This is a genomic window from Sphingomonas sp. GM_Shp_2 (genome assembly GCF_026540875.1).
Taxonomy (GTDB): Bacteria; Pseudomonadota; Alphaproteobacteria; order Sphingomonadales; family Sphingomonadaceae; genus Sphingomonas; species Sphingomonas carotinifaciens.
In genome coordinates this window covers 1-1,269 of the sequence record NZ_JALNUQ010000097.1, presented here as the reverse complement: position 1 = coordinate 1,269, position 1,269 = coordinate 1, and the positions used below count along the sequence as shown (strand labels likewise).

Here is a 1,269-nt window from a genome sequence, read left to right as displayed (position 1 = left end):
TGAGCTGCCCCCTTCTGAGTGGTCCATCGACTATGAGAGTCTGGATCAAGGAAGGGACGACGCATGCCTGCAAAGAAGCACAAGCCCGAGGAGATCATCGGCAAGCTGCGTGAGGTGGAGATCATGCTGGGCCAGGGCGGCACGACCGCCGAAGCATGCCGGCGGATCGCGGTCAGCGAGCAGACCTACTACCGCTGGCGCAAGGAATATGGTGGCCTGAAGACGGATCAGGCTCGGCGGATGAAGGACCTGGAGAAAGAGAACCTGCGGCTGCGCCGCGCGATCTCCGACCTGACGCTGGACAAGCTGATCCTGCAGGAGGCGGCACGGGGAAACTTCTGAGCCCCGCGCGCCGCCGGCGCTGCATCGACCGGGTGAAAGAGGTGCTGGACGTATCCGAGCGACGGGTGTGCCGCGTGCTCGGGCAGCACCGGTCGACGCAGCGCAAAGTGCCGTGCGGGGCAGATGACGAGCAGGCGCTCACCGACGACGTCGTCGCGCTGGCGAAGCAGTACGGGCGCTACGGCTACCGCCGGGTGACCGCGCTGCTGCATGCGGCGGGCTGGTCGGTGAACCACAAACGGGTCGAGCGGATCTGGCGGCGCGAGGGGCTGAAGGTGCCACAGCGCCAACCGAAACGCGGCCGGCTGTGGCTCAATGACGGCTCCTGCATCCGCCTGCGGCCAGAGTATCCGGGACATGTCTGGGCCTATGACTTCGTTGAGGAGCGCACCCACGACGGGCGCAAGTTCCGCATCCTGACTATCATCGACGAGGCCAGTCGCGAGTGCTTGGCGCTGATCGTGTCACGCCAGCTCCGCCACGAAGATGTGCTGGCCGCGTTGGCCGACCTGTTCATCGAACGGGGGCCGCCAGCGCACATCAGGTCGGACAACGGCAGCGAGTTCATCGCCACCGCAGTCCAGAAATGGCTTGGGCAGATTGGCGTAAAGACACTCTACATCACGCCAGGCTCGCCATGGGAAAACGGCTATAACGAGAGCTTCAACGGCTCGCTTCGCGACGAGCTGCTTAACGGCGAGATCTTTTACAGCCTCGCTGAAGCCAGGGTGCTGATCGAGGCATGGCGCCGTCACTACAACACCGTTCGGCCACACAGCAGCCTGGGCTATCGCCCGCCGGCCCCGGAAGCGGCGCCACCGCCATTACCGGCCTCCGGTTCCGCTTCGCTCCACCTACGCCCGGCAATGGCGGCGGAGACGACAATGCACTAACTAACAACCCGGACCACTCGGTGGGGGCTGCTCA

Annotated in this window: 1 protein-coding gene; it reads left to right on the top strand. The window is 64.9% G+C overall.

Annotated elements, in window-relative coordinates; translation table 11 throughout:
- The first annotated feature begins 63 nt into the window (after positions 1–63).
- Positions 64–1,235, top strand: a protein-coding gene (locus OXR08_RS18575; RefSeq protein WP_267352133.1) for an IS3 family transposase whose coding sequence is annotated in 2 segments (ribosomal slippage) — positions 64–328 and positions 328–1,235 — 1,173 coding nt in all. Because the reading frame shifts where the segments join, the coding sequence is not laid out codon by codon here.
- Positions 1,236–1,269: the final 34 nt, after the last annotated feature.